Origin of the sequence: Rhodoblastus acidophilus, assembly GCF_025961575.1 — a bacterium.
Taxonomy (GTDB): domain Bacteria; phylum Pseudomonadota; class Alphaproteobacteria; order Rhizobiales; family Beijerinckiaceae; genus Rhodoblastus; species Rhodoblastus acidophilus_C.
This window is the reverse complement of the sequence record NZ_JAOQNX010000002.1, coordinates 87731-105335: the sequence shown is the minus strand read 5'-3', so window position 1 is coordinate 105335 and position 17605 is coordinate 87731. Positions and strand designations below refer to the sequence as shown.

Below are 17605 nucleotides of genomic sequence, written 5' to 3'. Positions count from 1 at the left end.
GCCGCCAGACAATCCGCGACAACATCCTCGAGCATCGGTTACCATGGCGAGATAAAGGTGACGAAAATCTAGATTTGGGACCGTGTGACGCTCCGGACGATGCCAGGTTAGCGTGCTAGCTTTGATTCGCAAAGATTCGGGTCTTGTGCCCGTGGGTTTCGAAAACTCAGGAGCCGTTCCTCGGACGTTCCTGTGATTTTTGTCGAGTGATTTCTTGGGGCCGACCGACATGCCGGAAAATAGGAAGCCAATAGACGACGAGGCCGACGCCTTTGAAGTCGCCGAGCAAGCCTCGCAACAGGGGTTCGCTCATCTTGAGCAAAAGGTCGTTCGGACCTGTGATTTGATTCAGTGATTCATGCGGGAATTGGACGATGCTGCAAACCGTAAGAGACACGTGTAAATTTGATCCGAAGGCCATCGAGTACGCCCTCAGCGAACAGATCGAGAGCCTCGAAGACCTGATCGGCCACGGCCATTCCTCCGCCGAGCAGTTTTTCCGGAAAACTTACGTCACCGGAGGCATGTCGATTCTCCTTCGACAGGGGCTTCAGCGCCTCGCAGGCGTTTCCGGGCAGGCGGTTTTCGAACTGAAGCAAGCCATGGGTGGCGGCAAGACCCACTCCATGCTCGCTCTGGGATATTTGGCGGCCAATCCCTCGCTTTCGAATCTTGTCCCGCATGAAATCACCAAGGGGTTCTCGCCGCAGCAGGCACGGGTCGTGGCGATTTCCGGGCGTTCTGTCTCGCGCGACAAGCACCTTTGGGGCGACATAGCCGAACAACTGGGCAAAGCCGAGGAGTTTCTTGAGTTCTTCAAGGGTGCAGCTCAGGCGCCGAACGAGAAGGACTGGATAGGCCTGATTGGCGACGAACCGACCCTGATCCTTCTGGACGAGTTGCCTCCTTATTTCAGCTACGCGGCGACACAGAGCGTCGGGGGCGGAACCCTCGCGGAAGTTGCAACGTATGCGCTGTCCAACCTTCTGTCCGCGTCGCTGAAACTGAAGAGACTCTGCATCGTCGTTTCCAACCTGTCGGGAAGCTATCACGGCGCCACGCAAGAAATCTCAGCGCTGGTCCACAAAGCCATCGGCAATCTCCAGCAGGAAGCATCTCGCCAAGCGAAAGGGATCACGCCGGTCGATCTCGGCTCGGACGAGCTTTACCACATCCTGCGCACGCGCCTTCTGACCGAAAAACCCGATGCCAACATCGTCGACTCGGTTGCAGCAGCCTTTTCTGAAGCCATCTCCGACGCCGTGAAGGCGAAATCCGTGGCAAAGTCAGCCGAGCAGATCGCCGGCGATATCGACGCGTCCTATCCGTTCCACCCGTCCTTCAAGCACATTCTCGCCCTGTTCAAGGACAACGAGAAGTTCAGGCAGACACGCGGCCTGATGACGTTGGCGGCCATGATGGTTCGCTCCGTCCAAGAGCGCAAACTCAACGATGTCTATTTGATCGGCTGTCAGCATCTCGATCTGTCGCAGCAGGACATTCGTGATGGCGTGACCCACATCTACGACCTGTCGGGCGCCATTGCCCATGACATCGCTGGTTCCGGGCAGGAACGCGGCCACGCGCAGGTGATCGACGAGCAGATGAACAGCGACGCGGCCAGCCAGGTCGCGACCCTGCTGTTGATGTCGTCCCTGCCTGAGGCGAACGGCGCCGTAAAGGGTCTCACGCAGGCTCAGATCATCGAGAATCTTGTCGCCCCGCACCGTTCCGCCATCGAGTTCGACGACGCCTTCGAGAAGCTGAGAACCGAGTGCTGGTATCTGCACAAGCGTGAGAACGACGCGTGGAACTTTGCCCGCAACGAAAACCTCAGGAAGAAAATCGAAAAGTACGCCGAGGGCGCCCCGCAGCCGAAGATCGACGCGGAAATGGCCCGACGCCTGACCGACGCCTTCGAACCGAAACGCAAGATCGCCTATTCCCAAGTGCTGGCGCTTCCCAAGCTCGACGAGATCAAGACGTCGGCTGGGCGCCTCCTTCTCGTTTTGAGTCCAGACAAGCGCGTGCCCCCAGAGGATGCCCAAAAGCTCTTCGCCGCTGTGCCGCACAAGAACAACTTCTGCGTGGTCACCGGCGACGGGTCCGATCTCGGCAGGCTTGAGGACAAGGTCCGGCGCATATGGGCCGTCGCCAAGGTCCGCGATGAAGAAGGCGGAGACAAGTCGCAGAACGTTGCCGAGTTGAACGAGGAGGCCGAGAACGCCGAGTTCGACTTTCTGGCGACACTCGTCAACCTGTTCAACCGCCTCTACTATCCCGGCAGGCATCCCAAAGATGGCGAATGCCTCATTGCCACGCCGCTGAAAATGTCGCCGACGAAGTCGAAGGACGGAAAGTCCAATTTCGTGGATGGCGAGACGGCCATCGAGTCAGCGCTCGCCGCGACCGGCGCCTCCAAGCTCTACAAGGAGGTCGATGACACGAACATCGACGCGCTGCGTATGCGCGCCGAGCAGATGCTCTGGATTGCCGGCAGCGAGCGGCGCGCACGCTGGAAGGACATCGAAGAACAGGCGATCTGCAATGTCAGGTGGACGTGGCTTCCGCCGAAGGGACTCGACGAAATTCGTAAGCGCGCTCTGGCGACCGGCGACTGGCGCGACAACAACGACGGTTACGTTGAAAAAGGTCCGTTTCCGCCATCAACGACTTCGGTCAAGGCCGTAACCCGTTCACGCGACGACTCTGGCAAGGCCACCATTGAAGTAACCGCCATCAGCGCCGGCCCGAAGGCGAAAATTCTTTATTCGAAAAGCTCCGACATATCGGAGGCTTCGGACGCGGTGCCTGACGTGGTTTTCGATTCCGACGCCACAGTTCTCTGGTTCCTAGCGGTGGATCCAGACGGCAAGTTCCCGACTGGCGCAGCCGAAAAATGGACGAATTCGCTGAGCTTGACCCACCAGCCGAAGGACGTAATGGGCAAGCGCACGGTTACGCTCGACGTCAAGCCGCGCGGAAAAATTCGATGGAATCTCGACGGAACGAACGTCAAGGAAGGACGGGAGTATACGGGACCAATCGAGATTCCGGGAGACGGCGACGTGACGCTCTACGCCTACGCCGAGGACGAGGGCGTGGAGGCGAAGAAGGAATTCACAATCCGAGCGTCGTCCGGCAAGACTCCAATCGACCCGGAAAAGCCTGCGGTCGTCGCCAAGCGAATGAAGCTTGTCACGACCGCGGAAACCTTCGGCGTCATCAAGGCTGCCAAGAAATCAAAAGCACTGTTCGGCAACGGCGTTTCCGTCACCGTTGGCAAGGGCGACAAGAACGCCACGACCCGCTTCGGGCCGGGAACGGCGCTCAATCCGGAGACCATAGAGTCCTTCATCTCCGCCGCGCGCGCCGCCATCGGCGAGGATGCAGCCGAGGTTGAGATTGGGTTCGGGGAATTCAAGTTCGAGAGCGGACGCGATCTCGAAGAATTCCTGAAAGAGGTTTCCGACTTCAAGGTCGATCCGTCGGACGTGCAGCAATGAGCGACAAAAAGACAACCGGCTTCGGTGTGCCCAACGAGATGGACCCCCACCACTTCGTGGTGGAGATACCGGCGGCGCGCACTGAGCCGGTGGTCATCATTGAAGATTATGGGCTTAAGGGCGGCGCAAATGGTCTGCCGGAAACCGTCGTCCGTTGCAGGCTGCCTCGCGCCACTTGGACGGCGATCGCGGAAGAATCCAAGCGGCTTTTGAATGAACGCCTGAAGGGAAAGAAGCTTTCGACCAGCCGTTGGACCAGCGGCATCAATCGCGTTGAACGGCTTCTTGGTCGTGAACTCTGCGTATTGGCGTGGGGCGTTGAGGCGGCGCCGAAGGAGCTGATTCCCAACGCGCTGCGAAATTGGGTTGCGCTCCGGCCAGAAGAACGTTGGTGGCTGTTTTCCATGGCTTCAGCGACGACCGGGGCCGCCGAGGACGTGGACATTGGATGGCGCAAGGCGATCAAGGTCGCCCTGACAGAGAACCCCACCGGTGCCGAGACGGCAGAACGACGCAAAAACAAAGGCAAGCCGACAGATTCAATAGTTAATCTTCCACTCTTCGAAGACTACTGAGGATTTTTAGGAAATGGACGCCATGGCGCCAAATAAGATTGAGCCGTTTTCGCTCAAAAATGCCCCTTCATTGATCGAACGGATTTGGCCGGCGCAGAAAATCTCTGTCGAGACCAAGCGTGAATTTGACGCGCATGGCGCCCAGACGCTTACGCCCTTGGGTTCCTATTGGAAGGGACGCAAGCGTCTGGTCTACGTCCGGGCGTGCGTGCTTGGCGCGCTCTTGCCAGCCACCGATGACCCCGAACGCGATCTCGACGTTTTCGAGAAGCTGATGGCCATCGATGACAGGGCGTTCCTCGCCCGCGAAAATAAGCTGAAGCCGTCCGAGATAGCTCGTCTCGCCATAGAGGCTGGAGAGCTTGAGCAAGGCGATTTGCTGAGGTATTTCGGCGTTCGTCGCATCGACGAGCCGACGACCGACGACGCGATCGTCGCCTTGAAGACCAACTCGCTTACTTGGAACTGCGGCTCGAAAGAGGACCAAGACCGCCTGCGTCTTTCTGCCTACTCGCGCTGGTCATATCTCGACAAGGTCGGGAAATGCTTGCGCCCCGAAGAACTCCCGAATTCTGCATACGACCAAATTTGGGACGACGTGAACGACCACCTCGGTACTTCGGCGCGGTCGCACACGCAACTGGTGGAACAGTTAGGGATCATGCGCTTTGGCCACCGTCCGGTGGTCGCAGATACCTTCTCCGGCGCCGGCTCGATCCCGTTCGAGGCGGCGAGGGTAGGCTGCGATGTCTATGCATCCGACCTCAACCCGATCGCCTGTATGCTGACGTGGGGCGCGCTCAACCTCATCGGTGGCGGCGAGCGGTTCAAAAAACAATTGGAGGCAGAGCAAGAAAGGGTTGTCGATGCCGTTGACCGTCGAATCTCGGAACTCGGTGTAGAACACGACGAAGAAGGCAATCGCGCAAAGGCGTATCTCTACTGCGTTGAAACGAAATGCCCGATCACCGGCTGGACGGTTCCGCTTCTGACCTCGCTCGTCATCAGCAAGATTCGGCGGACGATTGCGAGACTCGTTCCCAATCATGATGAAAAGCGCATCGACATAGAGGTGATTTCAGGCGCAACTCCAGAAGAGCTTGAGGCTGCAAAGAAGGGCACGGTTCAGAACAAGGCGTTGACCTACGTTTTGGATGGCGAGACCTATCGGACACCGATCGCTACCATTCGAAAAGATGGGCGACGTGCTTCGGGCGAGACTGGAAACGACCTTCGAAAGTGGAGCAAAAACGATGTAGTCCCCCGTTCGGACGACATCTTGGGCGAGCGGCTCTATTGCATCCAATGGATTACCCGCGAGACTCTCGACAAAGGGCGACAAGAAACCTATTTCGCCACGCCGACAGAAGCGGATATCAAACGTGAAGCCGACGTAATCGAATATGTTAAAATGCATTTGCAGGAGTGGCAGGACGCCGGCCACGTTCCCAACATGGAAATTGAAGCCGGAAAGGAAACAACAAGGCTCCTACGAGAGCGTGGTTGGACGCACTGGCATCACCTATTCACGCCAAGGCAGCTTTTGATTGCCGCCTTGATTTCTCAGGAAATTGTCAAGACGGATGACGAAACCATCCGCGCCTGTTTATCCTTTGATCGAACCTTTGTTGCGCATAATTCCGCACGTCTATCTCAGTGGCTTCCGGGAACGCCTGGTCGCGAGGGAAGGGCCCCATCCGCAGACACCGTTAAGCATGTTTTCTACAATCAAGCCTTGAATACGTTCTTTAATTTCGGATGTCGCTCGTTCCTAATGGTTCGTCCTGAAGCTAACTACTACAAATCGGCTCAAGTTTTTGGTGATTCAGTTGTTGAAACCCAGCCGGCGCATCAGGTTTCCCGCAGTGCAGATATCTACATCACAGACCCGCCTTACGCCGATGCGGTGAATTACCATGAAATTACGGAATTCTTCATTGCTTGGTTGAGGAAGAACCCGCCCGGCCCCTTCTCAAACTGGGTATGGGATTCACGTCGTCCGCTTGCAATCAAGGGCGATGGAGAGGGCTTCAAGCATGCGATGATCGCCGCCTATAAGGCGATGGCCGACAACATGCCTGACAATGGCTTGCAAATCGTCATGTTCACCCACACCGATGCTTCGGTGTGGGCCGAAATGGCAGGAATCTTTTGGGGTGCAGGCCTGCAAGTCATTTCCGCATGGTACGTTTCGACCGAGGTCACGTCTGGCACCAAAAAGGGTGGCTACGTTCAGGGCACCGTCACGCTGGTCTTGCGGAAGCGCAAGGCCGGAGAAGTGGGGTTTAAAGACGAAATCGTGCAGGAGGTGAAGGTCGAGGTCTCGGACCAAATTGAGACGATGACCGGGCTTAATCAGACGCTAAAGGGACACGGCAGGATCGAGAATCTCTTCGAGGACTCCGATTTGCAGATGGCGGGCTACGCTGCTGCGTTGCGTGTGCTGACCCGCTATTCGGTGATCGACGGGACCGACATGACTAGCGAGGCTCTTCGACCCCGTGCCAAGGGAGAGAAGAACACAGTCAATGAAATCATCGAATTTGCGGTACAGGTCGCCAACGAGCATATGGTCCCCGACGGCATGCAATCTAACGTATGGGAGACGCTGACCGGCTCCGAGCGCTTTTACCTTAAGATGCTTGACATTGAGGAGACTGGCCTCCGACAGCTCGATAATTATCAGAATTTCGCGCGGGCGTTCCGCGCCGCGAAATACGAAGGCCTGATGGGTGACCTTGACCCGAACAGCGCACGGCTGAAGAATGCCAAGGAATTCGGCAAAGCCGGGTTCGAAGGTAGCGAATTCGGTTCTTCAAGAACTCGGGCGGCCCTTTACGCGATTTTTGAGATCGAGCGAAACGTCGAGGGCGATGAGGTTCTGTCGCATTTGCGTGATCTGGTCCCGAACTATTTCGAGGAGCGCGAGCACTTGATGGCTATCGCCCGCTATCTTGCCTCGAAAAGGGGCAAGACCGACGAAGAGGAAGCTCGCGCAGCGAGCATCCTCCACGGCCTGATCCGTAACGAGCGCTTCGGCTGATGTCCGCCGCCAACGGCGCCGTGCAGCCAGGTACGGGCCTTGAAGGCGGAGGAAGGCTAAGCCGTTTCTCCTCGCGCCTTGGCCGCTTGTCGCACGTCTACCTGAAGGATCGGCTCGCCGGGGCATCCGAATACCTCCGCATCGCCGGCTATTTCAGGTCTTCGATCTTCGACCTCGTCAACGAGGAAATCGAATCGATAGGCAGGGTGCGGGTCGTCTGCAATGCCGACCTTGATCCCGGAGACATCAACGTCGCCAAGCACGTTCGCGAGCAGTTGCTCAAGGAGCGCTGGAACGACATCAACGACTCGGTCGAGAGCTTCCTTCGGCGCCCGCGCTACCGGCGACTCTATGAAATCCTGAAGCGGGGCAACGTGGAGGTGCGGGTGGTCTCGCGCGCCGACGCCCCGTTTCTCCACGGGAAGGCTGGCGTCATCCGCCGATCTGACGGATCGGCGTCGGCGTTCATGGGAAGCCTAAATGAGACGCGGGAGGGTTGGAGCCAGAACTACGAACTCGTCTGGGAGGATTCCTCCGCCGACGGCGTAGCGTGGGTCGAGGCTGAGTTCGAATACCTATGGGCGATCGGCAAGCCATTGCCGGACGCGATCATCGACGAGATCGGGCGCAGCGCGCGTCGCGTCGAAGTTCAGATGGAGGAGTTGAAGCCGGAAGACGTGGCTCCGGCTGCCCTTGTCGAAAGCGACCTGTATCGTGGTGGCGAGCAACTCATGCCTTGGCAGAGAGCGTTCGTCGGCCTTTTCCTCCAACACCGGGATGTTTACGGCGCGGTGCGCTTGCTGCTCGCCGACGAGGTTGGCGTCGGCAAAACGCTTTCTCTGGCGGGCAGTGCGTTGGTGTCATCGCTGCTGGGCGACGGCCCCGTTCTCATCCTCTGCCCGGCCACGCTGACCACGCAATGGCAAATGGAGCTGAAGGACAAGCTGAACATCCCGTCCGCCGTATGGTTGTCCAGCGACAAGGCATGGCAGCTCGATCCTGACGAACTCCCACTTCCCTCCGTTGGCGCCGAAGGCATCACGAAGTGTCCTCGCCAGATTGCGATCGTGTCCACCGGCCTGATCTTCAGGATGACCGAGGAACGAAAGAGGCTGCTATCAAAGACTTATGGTCTCGTTATTCTTGACGAGGCGCACAGAGCCAGAGGTGGCAAGGTTCTTGGACAGGAGGCGCGGAAGCCAAACAACCTTCTCACATTCCTGAATGGCGTCGCCAGCCGCACCCGCCATATGTTGCTCGGCACGGCGACTCCGATTCAAACAGATGTGGCCGACTTATGGGACCTGTTGGAGGCCTTGAACAATGGAGTCGATTTTGTTCTAGGCGACTGGTCGAGCAGTTGGCGCGACCAATCCAAGGCCGTGCCGCTGATCACCGGCCAAGTCAGCGTTACCGATGAGCGCGACGCGTGGACATGGTTCCGCAATCCCATCGCGCCCTCTAAGGAGAAGGACGTTATTTTCGGTCACGTTCGCACCGCCCTGTCGCTTCCCGACGACCAGTTTGTGACCAGCGTTCCTTTCAGCCAAATCCCCGACGAGGATGATTTTGTTCGCCTCCAGTTCGAGGACGATGTTCTTTCCTCGGCAAACGGACTGACCTTCTTCCAGAGGAATAACCCCGTCCTGCGGCACGTGGTGCTTCGCCGAAGATCGACCCTTGAAGAGGAGGGACTGATTTCCCCCATCGCGGTCGATGTCCACCCCATGAAAGGGCAACCGCTGCCCTATCTGTTCGACGGTCTCGGTCTGAGGACGAACGGCGATTTCGATATCGCCTATGAGGCGGCTGAAAAATTCACGAAGGCATATGGCAAGCGACAGAAATCAGCGGGTCTCCTGAAGGGACTCGTCAGGCAAAGATTGTGTTCAAGCGTGGCAGCCGGGCTGGCTACGGTCAGGAAGTTGCTGGAAGGCCGGAAGCTCGACCAGTTCGAGGAAGTCGATCTTCAGGAAGACGACCTCGAACTCGATGTCGGCGAGATCATCGACGAGGAGCGGAGGCACCTCCAGACAATCTTTGACAGTCTTGGTCCGAAGCCAAGTGATCCGAAGCTGGAAGCGGTTCTCTACTTCCTGACCGAAAGGGGCTGGCTTGACCTCGGTTGCATCATCTTCAGCCAGTATTACGACACCGCTTACTGGGTCGCGGAGCGCCTCACCAAGCATCTTGGGGGCGAAACCGTCGCCGTTTACGCCGGCGCGGGCCGGTCCGGCCTCTTCCTAGATGGGGAATGGAAGAGCATCGAGCGCGACCACATCAAGAAGGCTGTGCGCGAACGCCGGATCAGGCTTGTCGTCGCCACAGACGCGGCGTGCGAAGGCTTGAACCTGCAAACGCTTGGCACCCTGATCAACATCGACCTGCCGTGGAACCCCTCGCGCCTCGAACAGCGCATTGGCCGGATAAAGCGCTTCGGCCAGCGGCGTGAGCGCGTGGACATGTTGAACCTCGTCTATCACGGGACAATCGACGAGAAGGTCTACGAGACCCTGTCCGAGCGGATGCGCGAGCGCTTCGATATCTTCGGCACGCTCCCCGACGTGATCGAAGACGACTGGATCGAGGACATCGAGAGGCTTGACGCAAAGCTCAAGGAATTCACGGAAAAGAAGAAGCAAGCCAACGCCTTCGACCTCCGATACCGCGCTGGGGCGACATCGGACGATCAGCGCTGGGAGCTTTGCGAACGCGTGCTGGCTCGCGCCGACGTAACGAAGCGGTTGTCATTGGGATGGGGAGAGCGGCAACCAACCGCCAGTACGACGCAATGAAAATCGACCTCTTAATTCTTCAGCTAGCGGTGATCTTTTTGCCCGGCATCATCTGGGCACGAATCGATGCAAGGTACGCCGCCAAGCAAAAGCCATCTGACCTTGAGTTTATCATCAATGCCTTCCTATTTGGCGTTGTGACATACGTTGCTGAGTTTGCGTTGTTCCGCGCATTCAACGTACCATTTAAGATTGCAAACTTCAAAACGGCGGCGACAGATGAAATAATAGAGAGTGATATTCTTGCGGAAGTCGGGTACGCGCTTATAATAGGTTTCGTGCTTTCGATTTTATGGCTTTATGTACAGAGACATAAATTGTTGACACAGCTTCTTCAAAAAATCCGGGCAACGAAAAAATACGGCGATGAAGACGTTTGGGACTTCACGTTCAACTCGAACGACATCGAAACTGAATTCGTCCATTTCCGAGATTTCGAGCATGAGCTTGTCTATGCCGGTTTCGTCAATATGTTTTCGGAGACTGACAAGCTCAGGGAATTGGTGCTTCTGGATGTGATCGTCTACAATTTCGATGGAGAAGAAGTTTATAAGAGTCCCCGCCTATATGTTGCCTGCGCGCCCGAAAGCGCTCACATTGAATTTCCCTACGTCGAGGCCGGAACTGTGAAGACGGAGACGCCGCAATGAGCGACGACAACAAAATGGCGATGGACGGATTTAGCAAGGTTAAACCAGTCAGCGAGGGATACGTAAACAAGGGAGGCGTTAACGCTCCCACGCGGATAGCCGTGCGACCGCCTCCTCCCGCCCCAATGAAGCCGGCATCTAGCTCTTCGACATCTGGCTCGTCACGTCCAGCGTCACCGAAAAAGTAATTGGGTCATCATAGCATTGGGAGGGATGCGTCTTGGTCGACGAAAACATGATCCGTGCGGAGGGCTACGGAAAAATTGGTCAGGTTGGCAAGAGGGGTGGAGTAAAGGCACCCTCAAAAATTGTTGAGCGACCTGCTCCACCAGCTCCGATGCGCCCAAGCGCGCCATCAGGAACCGGAACCGTCAAGCCATCAGCGGCGCCGAAATCGAAATGACACGTTCAGTCCCGTTCAGAACCTCAAAAGTCCGCTGGCCGCGAAGAAACTGCGCTTAGCGGCTCCCATTCCTCTCGCAAGCGTTTCTATTCCACCTCTTCTTGTCGGAGTTTCCACTCCGCTCGATAGATTTTAGTTACAAACGGATATGTGAAGTTCCCATGTTGTCGATCCAGCCCTGACTCACATGCAACTCGGCTGTCAGGGAACGCCCTCCTTCAACGGCGCGCTTTCTGACGGAACCGCCGATGACACGGTATCGCCGCCGTAATAGTTTTTGAAATCGTCGTGGTTTTCCAGCGCTTTTGGACGATACGGCCCCGATCCGGCGGCATTGACAACGGACGCGAGCTTGAAGCGCTCCTTCACTGATGGATGAACCGGAGCGTCGTGCTTGATTTCGCGCACCTTTACAGCCCACGTTGGTGGCGTCCAAATCTTCAGCAACCATTTCGGCAAGCGTCCTGCGATCGTGTCCTGCATCGCGGCAACTTCGCAGTGCTGCATGCCATCGGCAGCGGGGAATAGCCGCAGATTGGGGATGTCGCTGGTGTCGCCGGGCGCTTTCTGTCCCGCGACGATCAGGCCACCGGGCACTCGCGTGGCCTGCTGAACCATCCACTCAAGCGAGATGTCGGAAAGCCGCGATTCGGTGTCGTCATAGCTGCCCCCCACGTCCGAGTGGTTGCCCGCGAACCACATCTGCACAAGCCGGGTGTGGCCGTCCACGGACATCGGAGCATCGTCTTGAACGCCGCCCCACCCGACGCGGTCGAAATCGGCCCTCTTCTCGTCGATCGCGTTGGCTGCCCTTGCATAGCATACATACTTGCTCAGGAGCCGGTCGAAGTTCTTGCCCTTCCAACCCGCGAAATGCCAACGCAAATCTCCCTTGTTAGGGAAGTCGCGGATGATCTTCAGGCTTGATCTCAGGTGGCTATAGACGAGGCTGCCACTGGCTATTGCGACGGCCAAGGCCACGATAGAAAGCGCGCAGTTCCAAAACGGCCAACCGACCGTGAGATGAAGCAGCTCCGCGATCACCGCCGCCGGGATCGCTGCAACCAGAGAGGCGCCGACGGCGGCGCCGAGCGCAAGACCAACGACGATCAGCAACCATCGTGTTCCGCTTGCCCCCAGAGCTGCGACGGTGTCGAACACGCCGATGAAATGCGGCGCCACGTTGGAGCGACCGTCCTCGCCATCTTCATGGTTGGAGCCGTACCTCTCTCGGAAGCGGCGGGCGAGTTCGAAGCGCTCGGCCTCGAATTTCGCTCGCGGATGGCCCGCGCCATGCTCAAAGACCGTTTCCACGGCCTCCTTGGCAATGTCGCGGATGTCCGAGCGGAGAAGCGGTAACTGGCCTGCGGGAGTCTTCGTCGGGACCCCGCAAAGCATGATCAGGTTGGCTAGGCATCGAACCGTGTAGGCGCCGCGGCTGAAGCCGATGAGGTGAATCCGGTCGCCCGACTGATAGTGGGTGATTATGAATTCATAGCAATCGGCAATGTTCTTCGTGATGCCACGCCCGATGACGGAGCCTAGCAACTTCTCCACGAAACGAACCGGCGCCGACATGGCTGTGGCGCCGACATCCGTGCCGAGGCCGGCATCGTAGAAAGCCACCTGCTGGCTGGGGTCGATGTTGTTTTGCGACCCGACGCGGCAGGCGCGATATAGCTTATAGACGTTGCTCAAGCGCTGTTCAGGGCGGACGCCGCCGTCCTGTCCCGTTCCGTCGGAGAAGACCACGATGTTCTTGGGCATTTCCGTATTCCTGTGGTGGTGATACTTCCGGCTGTGCCGGCTGGACCTATTGGATTTGGCGGCTCACATTGGAATCGGCTGATAGGGTGCGACCTTGTCGTGGAGAAAGAGTTCGTTGATCCGGTGGCCGGCACCTTCGACGAGCGAACGCGCCATATTGGGGAGTTCGGCAAGCGCACGATCGACGTCGTCCATCGCGATGGGGTTAGGCGTTTCGGGGGCGTCAAGGCGCACAACGCTGTCTTTCCCAACCAGAAGAAAGGCCTGACCCAGCGCGTTGTGAGATTGGGCGCGCATGGCGCCACGAATTGCGTTTCGCCATTGCAACTCGCCGCCGGTCGCCTGAGAGTCGCTCACCTGGAAAGAGGTCTCGCCGCAGCCGAGCGTGAGAATTTGCACTTGTTCCCGGTCGATTTCGAAGCAGGCCAAGGCGTCGACAAGGCCGATCATCACCGGATTGTTGGCCCATAGGCCGCCATCGACCATCCGATAGCCGAATGCGTCGAGGGGCCTGAAGTAGGTGGGGGCAGCGGATGTCGCCCTGCCAACCGTAAACATTCGTTCGTTGCGGTCGTTCTTGTAGTCCGGATGGTGGGGAGTCTTGAATATCCATGGCTCGCCGTGGCGGCCCTCGAAAGAAGGAACGCAAAGGCGAAGTTTCGAATCCCCAAAGAAACGCTGGCCGAAGACCTCCATTAGTTCGGTTTCCAGCGGCTTCACGTCGTAAGCCGTGCGAACCTTTTGTTTTCCCCACTTCCAAAAGCCGCGCACCGCGCCCGCAACGCCCTTGCTCGCCGGGAAAATGAAGGGGCCGCGGGTGACATAGAAATGGCGGAGCTGATCACCCGTCATACCGGCGCCAAGGCCCAAGGCGATGAGGCCGCCGGTAGAGGTTCCGGCCACAAGGTCAAAGTGATGCGAGATCGACTCGCCCCCCAAGAACCGCCGTTCAAGTTCGGCGAGAATCGAGGCGGGAAGCAGGCCGCAGATGCCGCCGCCGTCGATCGAAAGAATTCGAAAAGGTCGGTCTTTCGGCCACGGCTGCATCTTGCGGCGATGTTGAATCGTTCCATCTGAACGGCGGGGAGGCACGTAATTCAAGGCTGGGAGTCCTTTATGTCATTGGCGTCTATGTCATTGGCGTCGACGTGGCGTCCGCCGCCGGTCCATTCACCCGTTGCGCGCCAGCCTTCGTAACAGGCCAGCCAATCAAGGGTCCAAAGCACCGTTGTCTTCGAAATCAGCTCGCACGGGGACCATTGCCCTGCATCGGGATCGAAAAGGCAAAGCATCGGAAAATCCGGGTCGTCCCAGTACACGTGGGGCAGCGCTCCTTCGCTGCTCGTCATCTTCTTGAGCAACGGGCGGATCACCCGAACCTGCGGCTGCTGCTCCATGGGATCGATGCGCTCGATCACCAAGGGGGCCCGGTACTGGATTCGGACGTGATGGGTCGCGAGGAGCGGGCGTAACGTGCCGCGCCAGACAGCGGTCCTTTCGTCGATCCGTGTCACTTCGAACGATGGCCAAGATTCCCGCATTGCGCGAATCTGGTCCTCTATGGAGGGCATACCCATCACCGGCGGCGCCCGCCCATGAACGTGTGCGGCTTCGCCGCAGCGGGTGAGGCAGCCACACCGATCCCAACCAACGCGGGGGCGCTGGGAACGAAGAGACCTCCTCTGCCGGAGTAGCTCTGCGCCGAAGTTCTGACCGCGCCGCCCATCCTTTCATTGAACTGCTTCACCGAGCGCGACACCACATGGCTGCCAAAGCGTTCGCGAAGCCATTCTTGCAGTTCCTCCAAGTCGGCGCCTTGCTTCCTGAGGATTTCAAGGCCGTCGGAGAGATTCTTCAGCGCGGCAGCGAAGTCGTTCTGCTGCGCGATGTTTTCCGGCCAGCGGTCCGTGAAGCAGTCCCGCGGAAATACCGGGTTCACGATGCTGAGTTTTTCCCGCTTTGCGCTGGCTGCCCAAATCTCCTTGGCCAACATACGCGCCTGCTTGATCACCATGTCGGTCAACGAGGTGTTCGGCGCGGCGGCATGGCCGGCAATGCAAGACATCATCACGGATGGGGGGATGCGGCAGTCCGCCGAGGCGTAGACCACGTTGCGGAATCGCTTGAGCAATTGGAGTGCAACCGTGGCAGTGTTCTTGACGTAAAGCGGCGTTTGGTCAGGCACCTCGTCCACTTCGGCGTCGGCCTTGATGATCATGCCGTAGGCTTCAAGTAGGCGGCGGTTAAAAGCCTTGGCGAAGCGATCCTCAAGGGGCGTGCGCTCGCGATACCATTCCACGAAGCCGTAGGCGTTCATGGGAACCAGCGAATGCTCGGACGGCTTCTTCGGGTGCGCGTGGAAGATATGACTCTCCCTTTCCCTGCTGTACGGCAGCCGCGCAGCGGGCGTGACGTCGAGGTGCATCCCGTCGGCGTAACGCACGGTCACGCAGCGGGTTTGGCGCTCGACGTCCTTGCTCGTCGGATACCCCTTCAATGCGTCGGTGAGTTCGCCGATGGTCGCGTGCGGATCGGACAGATGGTCGATGTCCAGCTCTGCGACGATGTCGATGTCGTATTCATCGTCGGTGCCACGAGTGGAAATCGTGGCGTCTATCGCCATCGATCCCTGTGGATAGAATCGAAGAATCCGTCCCTTCAGGGGACTTCCATCCCGTTCCGCGTAATTGCGGACCGCTTCGTAGCGCTCCGTCGCCTTGTCGTGCAGTCCCGGCGGCAGCTGCACGTTGACGGCGATGTCCGCCAAGATGGTGTCCAGAGGGTTGAGGAAGGGGTCTTCTTCTTGCGGAATTTTCAGTCGGTTCAATTTGGTACTCCAAGGTCGGTGACGTTCGTCTTCGGACGCCTCGCCTTCCTCGCGCTCGGAGCACGAAGTCGCAGCTGAACCCGGTTGATTTTCGTGCGTCAGCTGGCATCCTGCTTAACCATGCCGGTTAAGACCTGGCTTTCGGACACCGAGCCAGCATGTCCGAAAAGAAAATTTTGCGGGCATATTGGAAGGGAGGCCAAGACAGGCATGGTCTCGACAAGCGACGCGGACGAGGTCGGTCAAACGGATGACGAGGTTGACTTCCTCGACGCCGAAGAGGCTCACGCGGCAATCCGTTCGCTCTCTGCGGACGAAAAGGGAAAGCTGATGGCGATGGAGGCGCGGTTCCTTGCAGGGACAGGACGACAGCGTGGCGAACTGTTCCGGGAATCCGTCTGTCGCACAATCTTGGGAAAACGGCGCTGCCCGCGCGATGTCCCATTCATCGCGTTTATGATTGAAACCATGCGCAGCATTGCGTCGCATGATCGGGAGCACCAGAAGAAGATGGTGGTCTTGGATGAAGATCGCATGAGCCAAGTGCCAGCGGTTATTGAACCTAGTGCCCTCGTTTCCCGTTCTCTCGATCCGGAGCAGCACCTTCTAGAAAAAGAGCGACCGGAAGATAAGGACACGGTCGAGATCATTGCAGGTCATTTTCAAGGCGATGATCAATGCCAAATGCTCATACTCGGCCTGTCTGGAGGGTTGCGCGGTAAGGAATTGCGCGAATTCGTTGGAGTGGATCAGGCTCGTATTGATTACCTGCACAAGAAGATCAGGCGTCGGATGCTGAAGCTCTATCCTTATGGGTGGAAACAATGAGCGTCTCAAAGAAGATATCGTCACGCGATGAACTGCGGCAGTTGGAAGATGCTCTCATTGAAAGCGTAATCGCGGCGCCGACGGACGAATTCCGGGAGGACTTGAAGGAGGCCGGTGAGGATTTTGATGCCTATGTTGCCCTAGCCGATAAAATGATTATTGAGGCTGAAGCGATGTGTGCGAAGGCGCGGTTTGCCGACGCCAAAGCGGCTGCGGCAGCATTTCGCAAGGGAGCAAGCGGAGCGGCGGCGATCCCATTCGACCGGGACAGGGCAAAGGCCAAGTTGAAGGTAATGAATGAGCGCGCCTCGGAGAACCCGATGATGCTTGCAGCAAGGAAGGGCAAAGGACTGTCGTCTCGGGACGAGGATGCGCTTCTTGCTGCGCTGGCCGACTTAGAAAAGCTTGAGGCAGAGGATGGAACAGAATGACCGACGCCCTGACTCCGGCGGAGCGGATTCTGTATGGACTTGGAATTCGGCATCCCTGCGAGATCGATCTTGAGGCCATAGCCGCAAGCCGTGGTGCCTTTGTAAAGTACCAGCCACTCGACAACTGCGAAGCAATGATTGCCGGCTCGTCGAAGCGAGCCGTCATTCTGGTGAACAGTAACAGTTGCGAGACGCGCCAGCGCTTTTCACTTGCCCATGAACTCGGTCATTGGCACCACCATCGAGGCAAGGTCCTGTATTGCAGTTCCGACGAGGTCGAGGAAACCAAACCCGGCCCCCTTAATCCAGAGCGACAAGCTGACGGGTTCGCTTCCGACCTTGTCTTGCCTACCTACATGTTCAGGCCAATTTTCGCCAAGCTCAAAAGATTTAGGATTCAAGAGGCTGCGGAGATCGCCGCTGAATTTAACGTCAGCTTGACGGCAACATTAATAAAATGCGTCGAACTGAATCGTCTTCCGATCATATTGGCGTGTTACAGGAGATCAGGTTACAGCTGGTCCAGACCAGCAAAAATGGTGCCCAGTTGGTGGAGGCTTCACCGCACTCTTGATCGTGAGACTTTCGCCGGACGAATGCTTTTCGATGGAGCCTCGCCGGAGGCGTGGCCACGGAAAATGCCCGCAGATGCTTGGTTCGACTTCCGGGGTGCCGGCGATTACGAAGTGCAGGAGCAGTCCGTGATGCTGCCGGGTGCCGAAGTCCTGACGATACTAACTATTCCCGAAAACGGATTGGGGTAGGCGACCTCAACCCACT

General features: G+C 57.9%; 12 protein-coding genes. 8 read left to right on the top strand and 4 right to left on the bottom strand.

Annotated features, from left to right (window positions below; genetic code table 11):
• The first annotated feature begins 374 nt into the window (after positions 1-374).
• The 5 genes from M2320_RS01695 to M2320_RS01675 are packed head-to-tail and all read left to right on the top strand — an operon-like array spanning position 375 to position 10569.
• The gene (locus tag M2320_RS01695; protein ID WP_264595813.1) at positions 375-3506 is read left to right on the top strand and encodes an anti-phage-associated DUF499 domain-containing protein; all 3132 of its coding nucleotides are present in this window, start codon (positions 375-377) and stop codon (positions 3504-3506) included.
• Positions 3503-4081, top strand: coding sequence for an anti-phage-associated DUF3780 domain-containing protein (locus M2320_RS01690; RefSeq protein WP_264595812.1), 579 nt, complete (start codon positions 3503-3505; stop codon positions 4079-4081). The genes M2320_RS01695 and M2320_RS01690 overlap by 4 nt, the downstream gene beginning before the upstream one ends.
• 13 nt (positions 4082-4094) lie before the next feature.
• Positions 4095-7124: an anti-phage-associated DUF1156 domain-containing protein gene (locus tag M2320_RS01685; RefSeq protein WP_264595811.1), complete on the top strand. Its 3030-nt coding sequence runs from the start codon at positions 4095-4097 to the stop codon at positions 7122-7124.
• Complete coding sequence (locus M2320_RS01680) at positions 7124-9919, top strand: phospholipase D-like domain-containing anti-phage protein (RefSeq protein WP_264595810.1); 2796 nt, start codon at positions 7124-7126, stop codon at positions 9917-9919. Before M2320_RS01685 ends, M2320_RS01680 begins: the two co-directional genes overlap by 1 nt.
• The gene (locus tag M2320_RS01675) at positions 9916-10569 is read left to right on the top strand and encodes a DUF6338 family protein (protein WP_264595809.1); all 654 of its coding nucleotides are present in this window, start codon (positions 9916-9918) and stop codon (positions 10567-10569) included. The genes M2320_RS01680 and M2320_RS01675 overlap by 4 nt, the downstream gene beginning before the upstream one ends.
• 604 nt (positions 10570-11173) lie before the next feature.
• Here M2320_RS01675 and M2320_RS01670 read toward each other — a convergent pair.
• From M2320_RS01670 to M2320_RS01655, 4 genes are all read right to left on the bottom strand, one after another.
• The gene (locus tag M2320_RS01670) at positions 11174-12739 is read right to left on the bottom strand and encodes a DUF2235 domain-containing protein (RefSeq protein ID WP_264595808.1); all 1566 of its coding nucleotides are present in this window, start codon (positions 12737-12739) and stop codon (positions 11174-11176) included.
• Positions 12740-12802: 63 nt separating this feature from the next.
• Entirely contained in the window at positions 12803-13831 is a 1029-nt protein-coding gene (locus M2320_RS01665; RefSeq protein ID WP_319801404.1) for a CBASS cGAMP-activated phospholipase, read from the bottom strand.
• A gap of 5 nt (positions 13832-13836) precedes the next feature.
• Positions 13837-14157: a hypothetical protein gene (locus M2320_RS01660; protein ID WP_264595806.1), complete on the bottom strand. Its 321-nt coding sequence runs from the start codon at positions 14155-14157 to the stop codon at positions 13837-13839.
• A 158-nt stretch (positions 14158-14315) separates the two neighbouring features.
• Positions 14316-15566, bottom strand: a complete 1251-nt coding sequence (locus M2320_RS01655; RefSeq protein ID WP_264595805.1) for a nucleotidyltransferase domain-containing protein — start codon at positions 15564-15566, stop codon at positions 14316-14318.
• Positions 15567-15686: 120 nt separating this feature from the next.
• On the opposite strand from M2320_RS01655, the gene M2320_RS01650 reads away from it, so the two are divergent.
• From M2320_RS01650 to M2320_RS01640, 3 genes are read left to right on the top strand one after another with little or no spacing between them, the layout of a single operon-like run.
• The gene (locus M2320_RS01650; RefSeq protein ID WP_264595804.1) at positions 15687-16394 is read left to right on the top strand and encodes a sigma-70 family RNA polymerase sigma factor; all 708 of its coding nucleotides are present in this window, start codon (positions 15687-15689) and stop codon (positions 16392-16394) included.
• Positions 16391-16825: a hypothetical protein gene (locus M2320_RS01645; protein WP_264595803.1), complete on the top strand. Its 435-nt coding sequence runs from the start codon at positions 16391-16393 to the stop codon at positions 16823-16825. Before M2320_RS01650 ends, M2320_RS01645 begins: the two co-directional genes overlap by 4 nt.
• Positions 16822-17589: an ImmA/IrrE family metallo-endopeptidase gene (locus tag M2320_RS01640; protein ID WP_264595802.1), complete on the top strand. Its 768-nt coding sequence runs from the start codon at positions 16822-16824 to the stop codon at positions 17587-17589. Before M2320_RS01645 ends, M2320_RS01640 begins: the two co-directional genes overlap by 4 nt.
• Positions 17590-17605: the final 16 nt, after the last annotated feature.

What these genes read in the sequence shown, in the direction of transcription:
- M2320_RS01695 (WP_264595813.1), top strand. Translation starts at nt 375, where the DNA reads ATGCTGCAAACCGTAAGAGACACGTGTAAATTTGATCCGAAGGCCATC.
- M2320_RS01690 (WP_264595812.1), top strand. Translation starts at nt 3,503, where the DNA reads ATGAGCGACAAAAAGACAACCGGCTTCGGTGTGCCCAACGAGATGGAC.
- M2320_RS01685 (WP_264595811.1), top strand. Translation starts at nt 4,095, where the DNA reads ATGGACGCCATGGCGCCAAATAAGATTGAGCCGTTTTCGCTCAAAAAT.
- M2320_RS01680 (WP_264595810.1), top strand. Translation starts at nt 7,124, where the DNA reads ATGTCCGCCGCCAACGGCGCCGTGCAGCCAGGTACGGGCCTTGAAGGC.
- M2320_RS01675 (WP_264595809.1), top strand. Translation starts at nt 9,916, where the DNA reads ATGAAAATCGACCTCTTAATTCTTCAGCTAGCGGTGATCTTTTTGCCC.
- M2320_RS01670 (WP_264595808.1), bottom strand. Translation starts at nt 12,739, where the DNA reads ATGCCCAAGAACATCGTGGTCTTCTCCGACGGAACGGGACAGGACGGC.
- M2320_RS01650 (WP_264595804.1), top strand. Translation starts at nt 15,687, where the DNA reads ATGCCGGTTAAGACCTGGCTTTCGGACACCGAGCCAGCATGTCCGAAA.
- M2320_RS01645 (WP_264595803.1), top strand. Translation starts at nt 16,391, where the DNA reads ATGAGCGTCTCAAAGAAGATATCGTCACGCGATGAACTGCGGCAGTTG.
- M2320_RS01640 (WP_264595802.1), top strand. Translation starts at nt 16,822, where the DNA reads ATGACCGACGCCCTGACTCCGGCGGAGCGGATTCTGTATGGACTTGGA.